This is a genomic window from Paucibacter sp. KBW04, assembly GCF_003852425.1.
Taxonomy (GTDB): domain Bacteria; phylum Pseudomonadota; class Gammaproteobacteria; order Burkholderiales; family Burkholderiaceae_C; genus Paucibacter_A.
Genome location: NZ_QAJN01000012.1, coordinates 207,649 through 224,774 on the forward strand (window position 1 = coordinate 207,649; position 17,126 = coordinate 224,774).

Sequence of the window (17,126 nt, forward strand, 5' to 3'; positions counted from 1 at the left end):
CGGGCGCTCAGCTCAGGCGTAATTTGGAGGGACGAAGAGAGTGCAAACGATCAAACATCGCATCGCGGCAGGCGTCATCGTCGAGCATGAGGGCCGGATCCTTTTGGTGCGGCATCAAAAGCCGGGCGCCTACGATTTTTGGGTGGCGCCGGGTGGCGGGGCCGAAGACGGTGAGGACCTGCTGGCGACCGTGAGGCGCGAAGCCTTGGAGGAGACCGGGCTGCAGATTGAGCCCACTCAGCTGGTCTATGTGGAGGAGTTCTGCCAGCCCCAGCAGCGCGAATGCAAGATGTGGTTTCTGGGTCGCTATGTGGGCGGTCAGATTTCTACCCAGCAGGTCGAGGCGACGCGGGAACACATCGTCGAGGCCGCCTGGCTGCATCGCGATGAGTTGGCCGGTAAGACGGTCTTCCCACCCGTCCTGCATACGCAGTACTGGGAAGACAAGAAGCGAGGCTTTGATTCCTCGCCCCGCTATCTAGGCCTGCGAGTGATGGAATTTTTCTGAGTGGACGGAGCGTCAGGGCTTGCTTGCAAGCCCTGGGCTCAACACTCACAAACCATGCGTCACCAACTTGAAATCCCGGTCTTCCTCAAATGGCTTGACGGTGAAGCCCAGGCTGCCCATCAGCTTGAGCATGCTGGGGTTGTTGGCCAAGACCAGGCCTTGGATTTCGGCCAGGCCTTTCTCGCGCGCCACATCCATGATGCTTTCCATCAACCTTGAGCCCAGGCCGCGGCCCTTGAAGTCATCGGCCACCAGCAGTGAGAACTCGCAGCTGGATTGATCCGGGTTGGTGATGTAGCGGGAGACGCCGACGATGCGCTCGGTCTCGCTGATCTCGCCGTCCGCCCCGGCCACGCGCTCCTTGGTCACGGCCACCAGGGCCATCTCGCGGTCGTAGTCGATCAGGGTGAAGCGGGCCAGCATCGAGGGCGGCAACTCCACCATGCTGGAAACAAAGCGGAAGTAGCGGCTCTCGGGGCTGAGGTGCTGCACCAGGTCCTGCAACATCTGCGCGTCATCGGGGTGGATGGGGCGCACGATGTACTCACCCCCCCCGCGCAGCGGCCACACCTGTTCGTAGCGCGCCGGGTAGGGCAGGATGGCCAGGTGGTTGTAGTGGTTGGAGCGGCCGCTGAGGGCTTGCGGCGCGTTGTCGATCAGGATGCGGGCATCCACCGCCACCGCGCCGTTCTCGTCGATGATGATGGGGTTGATGTCCATCTCGCGCAGCTGGGGCAGCTCGCAAACCATCTCCGAGACGCGCAGCAGCAGCTGCTCCAGCGCGTCCATGTCAACGGCGCTGGCCCCGCGCCACTCGCCCAGGGTCTCGGCCACGCGTGAGCGTTCGATCAGGCGGCGGGCCAGGAACTGGTTCAGTGGGGGCAACTCCATGGCGCGGTCATTGATCAGCTCGATCATGGTGCCACCAGCGCCGAACACGATCACCGGGCCAAAGGGCTCGTCGGTCACCAAGCCGATATAGATCTCGCGCCCACGCTTGGCGCCGGCCATCTTCTGCACGGTGATGCCGTTGATGCGGGCTTGCGGTTGCAGGCGGGCCACCCGCTCCATCATGTCGTTATAGGCATCACGCACCGAGGCGCCATTGGGCAGATTCAGCACCACGCCCTGCACATCGGACTTGTGGCTGATGTCGGGCGAGGCAATCTTGAGCGCCACCGGGAAGCCCAGCTGGGTGGCGATCATCATGGCCTCGTTGGCGCTGCGTGCCAGGATGGTGTTGGTGACCGGGATGTGGAAGGCCGAGAGCAGGGTCTTGGACTCCATCTCGGTCAGCACCTTGCGGCGCTCGGCCAAGACGCTTTCTATCACCAGGCGGGCGCCTTCGATATCGGGCTTGGCCAGGGTGGAGAGCGGCGGCGGCGTCTGCTGCAGCAGCAACTGGTTTTGATAGAAGGAGGCGATATTGCCGAAGGCGCCCACCGCCGCCTCAGGCGTGCGGAAGCTGGGGATGGAGGCCTCGTTGAGCAGGCCACGCGCGGCCTGCACCGAGGTGTCACCCATCCAGCAACACAGCAGGGGCTTGCCGATGCTGCGCTTGATATCGGCCAGGGCGCGGGCCACGGCCGAGGCGTCGCCGCCCACCTTGGGCGAGTAGATGGCCAGCACCCCGTCGATGGCCGCGTCGCGGCAGGCGGCCTCGATGGCGGCCTTGTAATGCTCGGCCCCGGCCTCTTCCGACAAATCGATCAGGTCATGCAGCGAGGCCTGCGGGGGCAGCAGGGGCTGCAGGGCCTTGATGGACTCGGCCGAGAGCTTGCCCAGGCGCAGCGAGATCTCGTTGATCCAGTCGGCCGCCAGCACGCCGGGCCCGCCGCCATTGGTGACGATGGCCAGGCGTTTGCCCACCGGGCGATAGCGCGAGGCCAGGCATTTGGCGGCGGAGAATAATTCGACGAATGAGCGCACCCGCACCGCACCGGCGCGGCGCAGGGCGGAGTCAAACACATCATCGCTGCCCACGATGGTGCCGCAGTGCGTCTGTGCCGCCTCGTTGCCCGCCGGCTTGCGCCCGGCCTTGAGCACCACCACCGGCTTGGCATTGGCCGCCATGCGCAGGGCGCTCATGAAGCGGCGGGCGTTGGGGATGCCTTCGACGTAGACGATGATGCTGTGCGTCTGCGCGTCATTGGCCAGGAAGTCCAGCACCTGAGCGATGTCGACCGAGGTATTGGGGCCTAGCGAGACGACGGAGGAGAAACCCACCGCGTTATTGCTGGCCCAGTCCAGCATGGAGGTGGTCAAGGCACCAGACTGCGAGACCAGGGCCAGCGGGCCATCGGCCGCCAGCGGGCCGGCCGCGCTGGCATTGAGTTGCAGACGCGGGCGCTGCAGGCCCAGGCAGTTAGGGCCGAGCAAGAACATGCCCTCACGGCGGGCAATGCGTTTGAACTCGGCGGCCTGCTCCGCGCCAATGCCGCTGGAGATCACCAGGGCGGCGCGGCAGGTCATGCGGCCGGCAATCTCCAGCGCGGCGGCCACATCTTGCGGCGGCAGGGCGATGATGGCCAGATCGGCCTGGGCTTGCGCCAGCTCGGCCAGGGTGCCGGTGGTGTGAATGTCCAGGAACTGCAGGCTGCCGGTGTAGCGCTGGGCGCGCAGCGCGGCATGCAGGGCCTGGGCATGGGGGGTGAGCTTGGCCGTATCGGCATCTGCATCGGCTGAGCCGGCAAACACGACGACGGATTCGGGTTGGAACAGCTGGGTCAGATAGTGTTTGTCCATGGATTCCATTGTGACCCGCTGGGCTTTTTGAGCCTGCAGTCAAAGATTGGAACTTATCCGCAAATAGCCGGGGTCGGCTGGCGGACGCTTTGAACGCAGGACTGCGTTACAAATCCTCGCGATACCTCAGGGTATCGCTGTGGTTTGTGCCTTGCCCTGCATCCAAATCGTCTCGTCATCCTCAGCCCTACTATTTACGGACAAGTTCTTAGTCGGCGCCTATCAGCACCTTGACATGGGCCGCCACGCTGCGTGCCAATGGGCTCAAAACATAACCGCCTTCGAGGCAGGAGATCACGCGGCCTTGGGCATGGCGATTCGCCACCTCCATCAACTGCCTCGTGACCCACTCGAAATCGGCCTCGACCAGGCCAAGATTGCCTCCGTCATCTTCGCGGTGTGCATCGAAGCCGGCCGAGATATAGATCAATTGCGGCTTGAATTTTTCCAGCGCCGGCAGCCAGTGCTCGGTCACCGCCTCGCGGAACTGCTGGCTGCCCGAGCGGGTGGGCAGGGCCACATTGATCATGTTCTTGGCCTGCGTGTCTTCGCCCGAGAAGGGGTAGAGGCCGCGCTCGAAGATGGAGCACATCAGCACCCGTGGGTCATTGCGCAAGATGTCTTCGCTGCCATTGCCATGGTGCACATCGAAGTCGATCAGGGCCACCCTTTCGACGCCATGCACATCCAGGGCATGGCGCAGCCCCACGACCACATTGTTGAAAAAGCAAAAGCCCATGGCCGCCGCGTGCTCGGCATGGTGGCCGGGCGGGCGCACGCAGCAAAAGGCGGTCGGCGCTTCGCCCGAGACCACCAGGTCGGTGGCCAGCACGGCCGCACCGGCCGCCCGCATGGCGGCGGTGAGGGTGTGGGGGTTCATACTGGTGTCGGGGTCGACCTGGTGGTGGCCCTCGCGGGGCGAGGCATCCATCAGCTCGCGCACATAAAGCGAGGAGTGGGCATGGCCCAGCTGGTCCAGGGTGACCAGGGGCGCCTCGTGGGGCTGCATATAGTCCAGCAGACCCTTGATCAGCAGATGGTCCTTGATGGCGCCCAGGCGCTCCGGGCATTCGGGGTGCTGGGCGCCCATTTCGTGGCGGGCGCAGTCGGCATGGCTGATGTAGGCGGCAAGCAAGGCGGTCTCCGGTTCACCCTGGGTGACGGCTCACCACTTTTGGCCCCGTCCGGGTGTTGGGATCAGTCTGAACGCCGGCCCTGACCGCAGCTTGACAAGGGCCAGGTCTTGCCTCTTACCGGGCGGGCAAGCAACAGCTGGCGCTGCCTGGCTTGAGGCAGATCAAGACGGGTGCTGCGGCAGGCCGTCGGCGATCTCGTAGTAGTCGCCTTTTTCCGCCGTGAAGATGTGCATCTCCAAGTGCGTCTCGGTGGGCGAGTCGAAGGCACCCATGGCGATGCCTATCCAGTCGCGTGCCGGTGGGTCAAAAAAGAGGGAGGAGCCGCAGTGCTTGCAAAAGCCGCGTCGCACCTTGGCGGAGGAGTGGTACCAGCTGAGCTGGTCTTCGCCCTCAATCCGCAGCGCACGCTTGGGCACATCGGTGGAAGCGAAAAAATGCCCCGAGTGTTTGCGGCACTGCCGGCAGTGGCAGGCGTCGGGGGCTTTGAGTGGGGCATCGACCTGGAAGCGCACCGCGCCGCACAAGCAGGAGCCGGTTTTGAGTTCAAGCATGGGAAGCACTCCAAAAAGCGCGGTTCCCAGGCTTTATAGCCGAGGCTGCGTCTCAGGCGTAGTCGAGCAGATGGCGCAGCTGGTCGTCCCAATGCTCCAGGTCTTCGGCGCTGATATGCAGCCATTCCATGGCCTCCGCGTGATGGGCGGCCCAGTCGGCGTCTTCGGGCAGGCCTTCGTGGACCCGCATCAGGTGCTCGGCGATCAGGCCGGCGGCGACCAGGGTGTGGACTTCGGGCTCGATGTCCGAGTTGCCCAGCGAGGCAAAGTCGTGATGCAGGCGGATGGCGGCCATCAGCTCGGGCGCCATATTCCAGGCTCGGGCCAGCAGGGCGCCGGCCACGGCGTGGTCGGTGCGGTGGTTGGCGTTTTCGGTGGCGATGAAGGAGCGGTCGATGCGGGCCGCGGCTTCCACCAGGGTGGAGCCATAGCCACGCACGCTTTGCAGCAGCACCGGCATGCCCACATGCGAGAACAGGCCGTAGCTATGGGCGAGATCGGGTGAAAGCCCCGGCAACTGCTTGGCCACAAAAGCCATGGCCTGGGCGCGCTTGGCCGAGCGCTCCCAGAAGCGGGCCAGATGGTGGTTGCTGATGGGGATGGCGTTCTTGAGCAGAAAGCCCGTCATCACCGCCGTGGTTTCGTTCAGGCCGATGCGGGTCATGGCCTGGCCCACGGTGGAGCAAGGCATGCCGTCCGACAGGTGGATGGGGCTGTTAGCCAGGCGGATCAAGGTGGCGGACATGGCCACATCGCTGGCGGCGATGCGGGCCACCTCGTTCAGATCGGGTTGGCTGCTGGCCATGGCCTGCTGCAGGCGAGCCAGCAGATCGGGGCAGGGCGGAATAATGATTTGCTTGAGCGGCCCGGACTGGCGTGCTTGGTCAATTTCTTGGCGGATTGCTTGGGTGCTCATGGGATTCGGGGAAGAATGTGCGCTTTACCGGGCACTGCCAGCGGCTGCCTGGGGATTACAGCCTGTAAAGTGCGTTGAATTATGGCCTTTAGATCGCGGTCAAGAAGCCTGCTACCCGGAATTAATGGACGCTTTCCTCCATGCTTTTTAGCCGTTCCCGCTCCGTGATGCCCGACCCGGCCGGGCCAGAGCTGGGCGCCCAGATGAGCGCATTGAATCAGCGCCTGGCTGCTTTTTTTCATGGACTGACCCTGTTGCTGCTCTTGGCTCTGGGTGGCCTGGGCCTGACATTGTTCAGCCCAAGTCTGGCCTTGGACAATGCCAAGTTCCTGGAGGCCGCGGCCAAATTCAGCCCCCACGCCGTCGCGGAGGCGCAGCTGACCTTGGCCTTGATCGAGAAGGTGACGCCGCAGGACGAGGCGTCCCGCTTGTCGCAGGTCAATAGCTTTTTCAACAAGCACATCGAGTATCACGAAGACACCCAGGTTTGGGGCAAGATCGATTACTGGGCCAGCCCGCTGGAGTCCCTCGACAAGGGCCAGGGTGATTGCGAGGACTATGCGATTGCCAAGTACTTCACCTTGGTTTCGGCGGGTGTGCCGGTGGCCAAGCTGCGCATGGTTTATGTGCGCGCGACGCAGGCCGGTCGCTCGGTCGCCCATATGGTGCTGGCCTACTATGCGCAGCCGGGCGCGGAGCCCTTGATTCTGGACAATCTGATTGCCGACGTGCGGCCGGCCTCACAGCGGCCGGACTTGCGACCGGTGTTCAGTTTCAATAGCGAGGGTTTGTGGCAGGGTGTGGGGGCGACGTCGGCGGGTGATCCGCTGCAGCGCCTGTCTTTGTGGCGTGATTTACTGGCCAAGGTGCAGGCGGAGGGATTTTGATGATGCGCTCTTTGATTCGAGTGAATGCGAGTATTTTTGGGGTAATGCCATGTCCTTGATGCGTCAGGTCTGGTTGCTGGTCTTGGGGGTGGTGCTGCTCTCGCTCACCGCCAGCGTGGCCGTTTCCACCGCTTCGGTGCGGCTCTTGCTACAAACCCAGTTGCAGATCAAGAACAACGACACCGCGCAAGCGCTGGCCATGGTCTTGTCTCAGCAGCAAGGCGATCTGGTGGTGATGGAGCTGCAGATATCGGCCTTGTTCGATACCGGCTATTACCAGAGCATGGTGCTGCGGGGTGCCGACGGCAAGGTCGTGATGGAGCGGCGGGCCACGCCTCGCGCCAGCTTGGCCCCGGCCTGGTTTGTGGCCCTGGCGCCGATTGAGGCTCGCGCAGGCCTTGCCCAGGTCTCCAACGGCTGGAACGCCATCGGCTCGGTCGAGGTCTTGAGCCAATCGGCCTATGCCCATGACGAGCTGTGGCGCAATCTCACGCGGGTGGCTTTGCTGCTGGCCTGCATCGGGGGCCTGGCCTGTCTGGCCGCTTTGTCGGTCTTGCGCCGCATTCGCCAGCCCCTGGACGCGGTGGCCGCGCAGGCCCGGGCGGTGGTGGACGGCAGCTTCAATCTGGTGCCCGAATCCAAGGTGCCGGAGTTGCAAGGCCTGACCCAGGCCATGAACACCATGGTCTTGCGGGTCAAGAGCATGTTCGAAGCCCAGGCCGAGCAGTTGCAAGCCCTGCGCCTGCAAGCGCATTGCGATCCGCTGACGGGCATGAGCAGCCGCAAGCATTTCATGGCCGAGCTGGACTCGACCCTCAAGCGCGACGAAGGCCCGACCCACGCCGGCCTGGTGCTGCTGCGTCTGCGTGATCTGGGCGGGCTCAACCAGCGCCTGGGCCATCCGACGGTGGATCAGATCCTGCTTGCCGTGGCCCATGCGGTGAAGGCCTATCCCGATCGTGTGAACGGTTGTCTGGGCGGGCGCCTGAACGGCTCCGACTTCGCGCTCTGGCTGCCCGCTCCCGATGTGGCGGCCGAGACGGCGCGCGCCCTGGCCGAGGCCTTGCGGGTCAGCCTGCCGGCCTTCGGCAGCGGTATCCAGGTGGCGCTGAGCGCCGTCGATCTGCCGCGTGAGAAAACGCTCTCGCATTGGTTTGGCGAGGCCGACGCGGCCCTGGCCCGAGCCGAGAGCCAGGGCGGCTTCGCGGTGGAGGCTGTGGCGCCCCTGGCCCAGGCCAGCAGCGAGGCCACTTTGTTGGCCCTGGGCGAGCGGGTCTGGCGCAATCAAATCATCGAGGCGATCAAGGACAAGCGCGGCCGCCTGGGCGCCTATCCGGTGCTGGACCGGGCCGGCCAATTGCTGCATCTGGAGTGCCCGCTGCAATTGCAGCTGGAGCCAGGCGGCGCTTACGAGTCCGCCACCCGCTGGCTGCCCCTGGCCTTGCGCAGCCGCTTGACCGCCGAGGTCGATCTGCTGGCGGTCAGCCTGGCGCTGGAAGCGATTGCCCGCGATGGGCAGCTGCGCTGCGTCAATATCGCGCCCGCCAGCTTGCTGGATGGCAGCTTTGTGGCACGTCTGCGTGAGACGGTCTTCCATGAACCCCAGGCCGCCCGCAAGCTGGGCTTGGAGTTGGCGGAATCAGCGGCGGTGGCACATTTCGATCTGCTGATCGAACTGGGCCGTCAGCTGCGGCCGCTGGGCGTCAAGCTGGGTCTGGAGCATGCCGGCGCTGGCCTGGCCCAGGTGGACCGCCTCTACCAAGCCGGCCTGGACTATGTGAAGCTGGATGTGGCGGTGGTCAGCGGCGTCTCGGGCGACGCGGCCCGCGCCGCCTTTGTGCGCGGCATGCTGGTGATGCTGCGCAGCCTGGCGCTCAAGGTCTATGCCGAGGGCCTGGTGGACGCCATGGATGTGCAAGCCCTGTGGGACTGTGATCTGGACGGTGTGACCGGCCCTTGGGCTAGCTCACAAAAATTGTGAACTAGCTGATATCGGCGCTGTGCAGCGCATAGGGCCGGCCCAGACGGCGGTCCTCAAAAAAGCGCAGCAGGGTTTCACGCACGGTGCGGAAGGCCAGTTCGTCCCAGGGCACTTCATGCTCGTGGAAGAGCTTGGCCTCCAGCGTCTCTGGGCCGGGATTGAACTCGGTCGAGAGCAGGCGGGCGCGGTAGTAGAGGTGGATCTGGCCCACAGGCACCACATTCATCAGGCAGTACAGCGGCAGCAGCTCGATCTGGGCGCCGGCTTCTTCATCGGTCTCGCGCTGGGCGCCCTGGGCGCTGGTTTCACCCAGCTCCAGAAAACCGGCCGGCAAGGTCCAGAAGCCGTGGCGGGGCTCGATGGCGCGGCGACAAAGCAGCACCTGCACCTGATCGCCTTGTTCTAAAAAGGGCAGGGTGCCCACCACATTGATGGGGTTCTCGTAGTGAATGGCTTCGCAGGCGCTGCAGATGGCGCGCTCGCGGTTGTCATCCGCGGGGATGCGGTAGTCCACGGCGGCGCCGCAGCTGGGGCAGAACTTGAAACGTCGGGTGAGCCACATGATTTCAGTGTAGCTGGCCGGGACAAAACAGCTGCTGTCTAGAGGTCAGCGTGGCATCATCTGAGCCCATGGAACTCTTTAACTACTTTCGCTCCTCGGCCTCTTACCGCGTGCGCATCGCGCTGGCGCTCAAAGGCCTGGACTATGACTACCGCGCCGTCCATCTGGTCAAGAATGAGCAGCAGGATCCCGCCTATGCCTCGGCCTCGGTCTCGCGCCTCGTGCCGCTTTTGCGCGATGAGGATGCCTTGATCAGCCAGTCCATGGCCATCATCGAGTACCTGGACGAAACCCACCCCCAGCCGCCCCTGCTGCCGCCCGATGCTCTGGGTCGCGCCCAGGTGCGCGCACTGGCGCAAGACATCGCTTGCGAGATCCACCCGCTGAACAATCTGCGCGTGCTGCGCTACCTCAGCAAGGAAATGGGCGTGGACGAGGACGCTAAGAACCGTTGGTACCGCCACTGGGTGGAAAGCGGCTTGGCCGTGGTGGAGCAGCGTCTGACCCAGCCCAGCGCCAAGGCAGGGGCTTTCAGCTGGGGCGACACACCCGGCCTGGCCGACTGTGTGCTGGTGCCGCAGATCTTCAACGCCCAGCGCTTTGACTGCCGCCTGGACCATGTGCCCACCGTGATGAAGGTGTTCGCCAACTGCATGGCCTTGGACGCTTTTGCCAAGACCCAGCCCAGCGCCTGCCCGGATGCCGAATGAGCGGGTCGACTGTTGAACCCGATCTGAATCGCCCCCACCCCGATTGGCTGATCCCAGAGTTCGGCCCCGAGCTGGCGGTTGAGGGCTTTATGACCACGCGTGCCGGTGGCGTTAGCTTGGCGCCGCATGCCAGCATGAATATCGGTAGCGGTGTGGGCGATGAGCCTGAGGCCGTGGCCGAGAACCGCCGCCGCGTTGCACAGGCCAGCGGGGGCACGCCCGTCTACGTCTGGCAGGTGCATGGGGCCAAGGTCTCCCATCTGCAGCCCGAGCATGCACTGCCCGGCGCACGCCCGGTGCAGGCCGATGCCAGCATCAGCACCTCGCCCGGGCTGGCCGTGGCCATCCAGGCCGCCGACTGCCTGCCGGTGCTGTTCGCCGCCCCCGGTGGCGTGGGCGGCGCCCATGCAGGTTGGCGCGGGCTGGCGGCCGGCGTGCTGGAAAACACGGTACAAGCCCTGTGCGAGGCCGCCTCTTGCAAGCCTCAGCAGGTGCAAGCCTGGCTGGGGGCCTGCATAGGCCCGCAGGTCTTTGAGGTGGGCGCCGATGTGCTGGCCGCCTTTGGCCAGGGCGATGCGCCCATAGACTCCGAGTTCTTTCGCTACCAGCCCAACCCCCAGGGCGAGCCGCGCTGGCGGGCCGATCTTTTGGGCCTGGCGCGCCAGCGTTTAAGCGCTGCCGGTCTTATTCACATCCGCGGTGGGCACTGGTGCACCTATAGCGAAAGTTCAAGGTTTTTCTCCTTCCGCCGGGAGGCGCAAGGGGGGCGTATGGTGGCCGTGATCCGCCTGCGCTGAGGTCTCGGGGGCGGCCTCAAGGGTTTGCCCCTGCCCCTGATTCGCGTCTCGCCAGGCCGCCAGATCGGCCTGCTCCTGGCGCTTTCTCGCCGCGCGTCTGGCGGGAGATCGCATCACATAGAGCAGGATGGAAATAGGTAGCACTCCGTACAGCAAAAAGGTGATCACCGCGCCAAGAATGGTCCCCTGGGTGCTGGTGGCTTCGGCCAAGGCCATCATCAGGGCCACATAGCCCCAGGCAATCACAATCAGATTCATCTTGTGTCATGAGTAGGTAAGTCTCTGAGGGTACAACAGCTGTTTGTGACAGGGCGCTGACAGCGCTGTTGGTAACCCGTTCGCAACTTTTTTGCCCTGGGCTTGCTCAGGGTTTGTACCGGTGAATTTCTGAGAGACTGGCGGCCTGCCATGCTCGGGTTTGCCAGTGCAGCTGCTGTGACTGCGGTGCGCTTTTTTTTTGCACCAGTGGATCCAGTTCGGTGTTCCTTGAACGTTAGTCTTTGTCGGGTATTTCATGGCACGCAAAACAAAAGCTTCGTCCGCATCCACACAAAACGCTTCGTCCGCCTCCTCTGCTTCAGCAGCCTCGGCTGCTCAAGACGCCGTCACAGCCGGTCTGGGCGAGATGTGGAACTCCATGCTGAGCCTGCAGATCCCGCCCACCGCTTTGAGCGAGCTGCAGAGCAATTACATCAAGCAGGCGACCGAGCTGTGGAACAGCGCCCTGCATCTGGGGACGCAGCCCGCGCCCGCGGCCAAGCCTCTGGGTGACCGACGCTTCGCCGATGAGGCCTGGAACGCCAACCCGGCGGCCTCCTTCATGGCCCAGCTTTACCTCTTGAACTCGCGCACCCTGCAGCAGATGGCCGAGCAGGTGCAGGGCGAGGAAAAGACCCGCCAGCGCATTCGCTTCGCCGTGCAGCAGTTTGTCGATGCGGCCGCGCCCAGCAACTTCCTGGCCCTCAATCCCGAGGCGCAAAAGCTGGCCTTGCAGACCCAGGGGGAGAGCATCGCCAAAGGCATGCAGCAGCTCTGGGCCGATGTGCAGCGCGGCCATGTCTCGCAGACGGACGAGAGCGCCTTCGAGGTCGGCCGCAATGTGGCGACCACGGCCGGCGATGTGGTGTTCGAGAACGACTTCTTCCAGCTGATCGAATACAAGCCGCTGACGGCCAAGGTGCATGAGCGGCCCTTCCTTTTGATCCCGCCCTGCATCAACAAGTTCTACATCCTCGATCTGCAGCCCGACAACTCCCTGATCCGCTATGCGGTGGAGCAGGGCCACCGCGTCTTCGTGGTGAGCTGGCGCAACCCCGATGCCTCTTGCGCCGCTTGGACTTGGGACGACTACATCGAGCACGCGGCCATCAAGGCCATCGAGGTCACGCAGGAAATCAGCGGTGCCGAGACCATCAACACTCTGGGTTTCTGCGTCGGCGGCACCATCTTGGCCACGGCCCTGGCCGTCTTGGCCGCGCGCGGCCAGCAGCCCGCCGCCAGCGTTACTTTGCTGACCTCGCTGATCGATTTCTCCAGCAACGGCATCCTCGACATCTTTGTCGATGAAGCCTCGGTGCAGCTGCGTGAGAAGAGCATTGGCCCCGACGCGCCCAAGGGCCCCGGCCTGCTCAAGGGTCAGGAGCTGGCCACCACCTTCAGCTTCCTGCGGCCCAACGATTTGGTCTGGAACTATGTGGTGGGCAATTACCTCAAGGGCGAGGCGCCTCCGGCCTTTGACCTGCTGTACTGGAACGGCGACTCCACCAATATGCCCGGCCCCATGTACTGCTGGTATCTGCGCCACACCTATCTGCAGAACGAGCTGAAGATCCCCGGCCGCCTGGAGGTCTGCGGCGAGAAGATCGACCTCGGTCTGATCGAAGCGCCGGTCTATATCTACGGCTCGCGCGAGGACCATATCGTGCCCTGGGACGCGGCCTACCGCAGCACCCAGGTCTTCAAGGGCAAGAAGCGTTTTGTCTTGGGCGCCTCGGGCCATATCGCTGGTGTGATTAACCCACCGGCCAAGAAAAAACGCAGCCACTGGATTGCCAAGACGGCGGCCTTGCCCGCCACCTCCGAGCAGTGGCTGGACGGGGCCGAGGAGCATGCCGGCAGCTGGTGGACCGATTGGTCGCAATGGCTGGCCAGCCATGCGGGCCCGCTCAAGCCCGCGCCCAAGGCGGCAGGCAGCCGCAAGTACAAGATCCTGGAGGCGGCCCCGGGCCGCTATGTCAAGCAAAAAGCCTGATCAGGCCTATCACTTCAGCATTCAACGGAGACGAGAGACATGACGACAGATATCGTGATCGTGGCTGCCGCGCGCACCGCCATTGGCAAGTTCGGCGGCACGCTGGCCAAGACTTCGGCGGTGGAGCTGGGTGCCACCGTGGTCAAGGACCTGCTGCGCCGCAGCGGCCTCGAAGGTGGGCAGATCGGTGAAGTGATTTTGGGTCAGGTGCTGACGGCCGGTGCCGGCCAAAACCCGGCCCGCCAAACGGTGATCAAGTCTGGCCTGCCGCAAGCTGTGCCTGGCTTCACCATCAACAAGGTCTGTGGCTCCGGCCTGAAGGCGGTGATGCTGGCGGCCCAGGCCATCCGCGACGGCGACAGCGAAATCGTCATCGCCGGTGGCCAGGAAAGCATGAGCCTCTCGCCCCACGTGCTGCCCGCCTCGCGCGACGGCCAGCGCATGGGTGACTGGAAGCTGGTGGACACCATGATCACCGACGGCCTCTGGGACGTTTACAACCAGTACCACATGGGCATCACGGCCGAGAACGTGGCCAAGCAGTACGGCATCAGCCGTGAGCAACAAGACGCCCTTGCTCTGGCTTCGCAGCAAAAAGCCGCCGCAGCGCAAGACGCCGGCCGCTTCAAGGACGAGATCGCCGCTGTCAGCATCGCCCAGAAGAAGGGCGACCCCATCATTTTTGATGCCGACGAGTTCATCAACCGCAAGAGCAATGCCGAGGCCTTGGCCGGCCTGCGCCCGGCTTTTGACAAGGCCGGCAGCGTGACGGCCGGCAATGCCTCGGGCCTGAACGACGGCGCCGCCGGTTTGCTGCTGATGTCTGCGACCAAGGCCGCTGCCCTGGGCTTGACGCCGCTGGCGCGCATCGCCTCTTACGCCTCGGCCGGTCTGGACCCCGCCATCATGGGCATGGGCCCGGTGCCTGCCGCCCGCAAGGCCCTGGAGCGCGCCGGCTGGAAGCCGCAAGACCTGGACCTGCTGGAAATCAACGAAGCCTTCGCCGCCCAAGCCTGTGCCGTGCACCAAGAAATGGGTTGGGACCTGAGCAAGGTCAACGTCAACGGCGGCGCCATCGCCCTGGGCCACCCCATCGGTGCTTCGGGTGCTCGCATCCTGGTGACCTTGCTGCATGAGATGCAGCGCCGTGGCGCCAAGAAGGGCATTGCCTCGCTGTGCATCGGCGGCGGCATGGGAGTTGCGCTGACCGTGGAACGTTGATCAAACGCCAGATTCCAGCGCACCCTCAAAAACCCGCATAGGGCCAACCCGCTTGACCCCACCAGGGGCTTGCGGGACTCTAGATTGCCTGTTTGACGGGTTTTTCTGAATCGCCTTTTCCGCGTCTTTCCATCACCAAGAGACAAGTCGCAAGCAGCAGTTTTTGACGCGGCGCTGCGAGCGACCCGACAAACATCCAGCCGTGGAGGCGAAGGAGAACTTTATGAGCCAGAAGATTGCATATGTGACCGGCGGTATGGGTGGCATCGGAACCGCCATGTGCCAACGCCTGCACAAAGAAGGTTTCAAGGTCATCGCCGGTTGCGGCCCCAGCCGCGACTACGACAAGTGGTTGAGTGAGCAGGCCGCCCTGGGCTACACCTTCTACGTGTCGGTGGGCAATGTGGCGGACTGGGACTCCACCGTCGCCGCCTTCGCCAAGGTGCGCGCCGAGCATGGCCCCATCGACGTGCTGGTGAACAACGCCGGCATCACCCGCGACGGCATGTTCCGCAAGATGAGCCGTGCCGATTGGGACGCGGTGATCGACACCAACCTCAACTCCATGTTCAACGTCACCAAGCAGGTGATCGAAGACATGCTGGAGCGGGGCTGGGGCCGCATCATCAATATCTCCTCGGTCAACGGTGAGAAGGGCCAGTTTGGCCAAACCAATTACTCGGCCGCCAAGGCCGGCATGCATGGCTTCACCATGGCCCTGGCCCAGGAAGTGGCCTCCAAGGGCGTGACGGTCAACACCGTCAGCCCTGGCTATATCGGCACCGATATGGTCAAGGCCATCCGCCCCGAGGTGCTGGAGAAGATCGTCGCCACTATCCCCATCAAGCGCCTGGGCACGCCCGAAGAAATCGCCGCCATCGTGGCTTGGCTGGCCGGCAATGATTCCGGTTTCACCACCGGCGCCGACTTCAGCTGCAATGGTGGTTTGCACATGGGTTGATCAGCCAAGGCTGTTCAGCTGGATCGTGAAGGGTGGCGGCGTGAGCCTGCCGCCCTTTTCCTTTTTGCGCTTAGCCCTTGATCTGCACCAGTCTTGAGATCTGCCGCGCCGCTTCCAGCAGCTTGGGCAAGCAGGTTTCCAACAGAGTCTCGGGCGGGCTGCGGTTGACTTGCGCGCCGATGTTCAAGGCCGCCAGCGTGCGGCCGCTGCGGTCGACAATCGGCGCCGCCAGCGAAACCAAGCCTTCTTCTAACTCCTGATTGACCAGGCACCAGCCCTGCTCGCGCACCTGGGCGATGCGCTGGGCCAATTCGGCCGTGTTGGCCACGGTGCGGCTGGTGTGGCGGGGCAGGTGTTGGGCGTCTAACTGTGTCAGGTGGGCCGAGAGTGCCTCGGCCGGTAGATCGGCCAGCAGCACCCGGCCCATGGAAGTACACCAGGCCGGCAGCCGGCTGCCCACGCCCAGGTTCACGCTCATGATCTTGCGATTGGGCACGCGCAGCACGTAGACGATGTCGCTTCCTTCCAGCACGGCGGCCGAGACGCTTTCACCCAGCTCGCTGGCCAGGCTTTGCATCACCGGCTCGGCAAACTGCCACAGGGGCTGGGCCGAGAGGTAGGCAAAGCCCAGATCCAGGATCTTGGGCGTGAGGCTGAACTGGCGTCCGTCGCAAGACACATAGCCGAGTGTTTCCAGCGTTAGCAAAATGCGGCGCGCGCCGGCGCGGGTCAGCTCACAACGCTTGGCCACCTCGCTGAGGGTCTGGCGCGGCGCCTCCGCGCTGAAGGCGCGAATCACCGACAAACCCCTTGCAAAAGACTGCACATAGCTATCACCCGGTTTGAGTACTTCGGTGGGCGGCTGATGAAGATGCGGTTCCGTCATGCGGCTCAGTATAGGCAGGAGAGGATTGCACTAATATGCGGCCGCATTGGTTTTGCTTCTTAGGAGAATTTCATGGCCATGGATGTTGTTGATTTCGAGATCAAGGGCGCCGAGATGCAGTTCGTCGAGGTCGAGCTGGACCCCGGCGAGGCCGCCATCGGCGAGGCCGGCAGCATGATGTTCATGGACGCCTCGATTGCGATGGACACGGTGTTTGGTGATGGTGCGGCCAGCAGCTCGGGCGGCGGCCTGTTCGGCAAGCTGCTGAGCGCGGGCAAGCGTCTGGTGACGGGCGAGTCCTTGTTCACCACGGTCTACACCAACCAAGGTTCATCCAAGGCCCGCGTGGCCTTTGCCGCGCCTTACCCCGGCAAGATCCTGCCCATGGATTTGCGTCAGCTGGGCGGCACCTTGATCTGCCAAAAGGACGCTTTCTTGTGCGCCGCGCGCGGCGTCTCCCTGGGCATCGCCTTGCAGCAAAAGCTGGGTGTGGGCTTTTTCGGCGGCGAGGGCTTCATCATGCAAAAGCTGGACGGCGACGGCCTAGCCTTTGTGCATGCCGGTGGCACCGTGGTGCGCCGCACGCTGCGCCCCGGCGAGACCGTGCTGGTGGACACCGGCTGCGTGGTGGCCTACACGCCCAGCGTGGACTTTGAGATTCAGTACGTGGGCAAGATCAAGACGGCTTTGTTTGGTGGCGAGGGCCTGTTCCTCGCCAAGCTGACGGGCCCTGGCGAGATCTGGCTGCAAAGCCTGCCCTTCTCGCGCCTGGCTTCGCGCATTTTTGCGGCGGCACCGCAGCGCGGTGGCTCGCGTGAGGAGGGCTCGGTGCTCGGTGGCCTGGCGGCCGGCGGCTTGCTGGGCGGGCTCTTGGGCGGGGACGATGACTGATTGGCGGGCCATCGTTTTGGCCTGGTCCCGCTCTCGCACTTGATGCTTCGCAAGCAGTGGGGCTGAGGCGGGCCACTACACTGGAGGGCGGCAAGGGCGCACAGGCCCAGCCGCCCTTTGTTT

16 protein-coding genes are annotated in these 17,126 nt (G+C 64.2%); 9 read left to right on the forward strand and 7 right to left on the reverse strand.

Features of this window, described 5'->3' with window-relative positions; all coding sequences use genetic code 11:
• Positions 1 to 40: 40 nt before the first annotated feature.
• Entirely contained in the window at positions 41 to 508 is a 468-nt protein-coding gene (locus DBR47_RS15740; RefSeq protein ID WP_124451723.1) for an NUDIX domain-containing protein, read from the forward strand.
• 45 nt (positions 509 to 553) lie between these two features.
• On the opposite strand, the gene DBR47_RS15745 is transcribed toward DBR47_RS15740, so the two are convergent.
• The 4 genes from DBR47_RS15745 to DBR47_RS15760 all read right to left on the reverse strand — a co-directional run bounded on the left by DBR47_RS15745 (position 554) and on the right by DBR47_RS15760 (position 5,856).
• Positions 554 to 3,253, reverse strand: coding sequence for a bifunctional acetate--CoA ligase family protein/GNAT family N-acetyltransferase (locus tag DBR47_RS15745; RefSeq protein WP_124451725.1), 2,700 nt, complete (start codon positions 3,251 to 3,253; stop codon positions 554 to 556).
• Between the two features lie 208 nt (positions 3,254 to 3,461).
• Positions 3,462 to 4,388 carry a histone deacetylase family protein gene (locus DBR47_RS15750; RefSeq protein WP_124451727.1) on the reverse strand — a complete coding sequence of 309 codons (927 nt, stop codon included), beginning with the start codon at positions 4,386 to 4,388 and terminating at the stop codon, positions 3,462 to 3,464.
• 162 nt (positions 4,389 to 4,550) lie between these two features.
• Entirely contained in the window at positions 4,551 to 4,940 is a 390-nt protein-coding gene (locus DBR47_RS15755) for a GFA family protein (RefSeq protein WP_124451728.1), read from the reverse strand.
• A gap of 52 nt (positions 4,941 to 4,992) precedes the next feature.
• Positions 4,993 to 5,856 (reverse strand): HDOD domain-containing protein, encoded by an 864-nt coding sequence (locus tag DBR47_RS15760; protein ID WP_124451729.1) that lies wholly within the window; start codon positions 5,854 to 5,856, stop codon positions 4,993 to 4,995.
• A gap of 140 nt (positions 5,857 to 5,996) precedes the next feature.
• Between DBR47_RS15760 and DBR47_RS15765 the strand changes: the two genes are divergently transcribed.
• Entirely contained in the window at positions 5,997 to 6,743 is a 747-nt protein-coding gene (locus DBR47_RS15765; RefSeq protein WP_231512333.1) for a transglutaminase-like cysteine peptidase, read from the forward strand.
• 49 nt (positions 6,744 to 6,792) lie between these two features.
• On the forward strand, positions 6,793 to 8,724 hold the full coding sequence (locus DBR47_RS15770) for an EAL domain-containing protein (protein ID WP_124451730.1): 1,932 nt from the start codon (positions 6,793 to 6,795) through the stop codon (positions 8,722 to 8,724).
• 1 nt (position 8,725) lies between these two features.
• Here the strand turns inward: DBR47_RS15770 and DBR47_RS15775 are convergent, their stop codons facing one another.
• The gene (locus DBR47_RS15775; RefSeq protein WP_124451732.1) at positions 8,726 to 9,286 is read right to left on the reverse strand and encodes an NUDIX hydrolase; all 561 of its coding nucleotides are present in this window, start codon (positions 9,284 to 9,286) and stop codon (positions 8,726 to 8,728) included.
• A 68-nt stretch (positions 9,287 to 9,354) separates the two neighbouring features.
• On the opposite strand from DBR47_RS15775, the gene maiA reads away from it, so the two are divergent.
• Together maiA and pgeF are read left to right on the forward strand one after the other, a co-directional pair.
• A complete protein-coding gene (maiA, locus tag DBR47_RS15780; RefSeq protein WP_124451734.1) occupies positions 9,355 to 9,996 on the forward strand; it encodes a maleylacetoacetate isomerase in 642 nt (213 codons plus the stop codon).
• Positions 9,993 to 10,793 carry a peptidoglycan editing factor PgeF gene (pgeF, locus tag DBR47_RS15785; RefSeq protein ID WP_231512334.1) on the forward strand — a complete coding sequence of 267 codons (801 nt, stop codon included), beginning with the start codon at positions 9,993 to 9,995 and terminating at the stop codon, positions 10,791 to 10,793. Before maiA ends, pgeF begins: the two co-directional genes overlap by 4 nt.
• Here the strand turns inward: pgeF and DBR47_RS15790 are convergent.
• On the reverse strand, positions 10,725 to 11,051 hold the full coding sequence (locus tag DBR47_RS15790; RefSeq protein WP_124451736.1) for a hypothetical protein: 327 nt from the start codon (positions 11,049 to 11,051) through the stop codon (positions 10,725 to 10,727). The two genes, pgeF and DBR47_RS15790, sit on opposite strands and share 69 nt — an antisense overlap.
• A gap of 256 nt (positions 11,052 to 11,307) precedes the next feature.
• Between DBR47_RS15790 and phaC the strand changes: the two genes are divergently transcribed.
• From phaC to phbB, 3 genes are all read left to right on the forward strand, one after another.
• The gene (phaC, locus tag DBR47_RS15795) at positions 11,308 to 13,044 is read left to right on the forward strand and encodes a class I poly(R)-hydroxyalkanoic acid synthase (RefSeq protein ID WP_124451738.1); all 1,737 of its coding nucleotides are present in this window, start codon (positions 11,308 to 11,310) and stop codon (positions 13,042 to 13,044) included.
• A 39-nt stretch (positions 13,045 to 13,083) separates the two neighbouring features.
• Complete coding sequence (locus DBR47_RS15800; RefSeq protein WP_124451740.1) at positions 13,084 to 14,265, forward strand: acetyl-CoA C-acetyltransferase; 1,182 nt, start codon at positions 13,084 to 13,086, stop codon at positions 14,263 to 14,265.
• 223 nt (positions 14,266 to 14,488) lie between these two features.
• The gene (gene phbB, locus DBR47_RS15805) at positions 14,489 to 15,226 is read left to right on the forward strand and encodes an acetoacetyl-CoA reductase (protein ID WP_124451742.1); all 738 of its coding nucleotides are present in this window, start codon (positions 14,489 to 14,491) and stop codon (positions 15,224 to 15,226) included.
• Between the two features lie 70 nt (positions 15,227 to 15,296).
• Here phbB and DBR47_RS15810 read toward each other — a convergent pair whose 3' ends face one another.
• Complete coding sequence (locus DBR47_RS15810; RefSeq protein WP_124451744.1) at positions 15,297 to 16,112, reverse strand: IclR family transcriptional regulator C-terminal domain-containing protein; 816 nt, start codon at positions 16,110 to 16,112, stop codon at positions 15,297 to 15,299.
• 72 nt (positions 16,113 to 16,184) lie between these two features.
• Between DBR47_RS15810 and DBR47_RS15815 the strand changes: the two genes are divergently transcribed.
• Positions 16,185 to 17,003 carry a TIGR00266 family protein gene (locus DBR47_RS15815; protein WP_124451746.1) on the forward strand — a complete coding sequence of 273 codons (819 nt, stop codon included), beginning with the start codon at positions 16,185 to 16,187 and terminating at the stop codon, positions 17,001 to 17,003.
• Positions 17,004 to 17,126 lie beyond the last annotated feature (123 nt).